Annotated in this window: 1 protein-coding gene; it reads right to left on the bottom strand. The window is 54.5% G+C overall.

Annotation, left to right across the window (positions count from 1 at the left end; all coding sequences use genetic code 11):
• Positions 1–22: 22 nt before the first annotated feature.
• A partial coding sequence (locus tag AB4Y44_RS43045; protein ID WP_368702868.1) for a Flp family type IVb pilin occupies positions 23–231 on the bottom strand: 209 nt, incomplete at its 5' end.

Raw genomic sequence — 231 nt, forward strand, 5'->3', positions numbered from 1 at the left:
ACTCCACTCGCCCGCGCATCAGTCAGATCGTGTTGGCGACGTCGGAGAACACGTTTTTCAACGTCGAACCGATCGATGCGATGCTGGCGATGATCAGCACCGTGATCAGACCGGCGAGCATCCCGTACTCGAGAGCCGTGATGCCGTTTTCGTCACGGGCGAAGGTCTTTGCCTGAGCGATGATCTTTTGCATTTTTTGATCTCCAATGGATGTGTACATGGTTAACCCCC

It is taken from the genome of Paraburkholderia sp. BR10937, from assembly GCF_040965695.1.
Classification (GTDB): Bacteria; Pseudomonadota; Gammaproteobacteria; order Burkholderiales; family Burkholderiaceae; genus Paraburkholderia.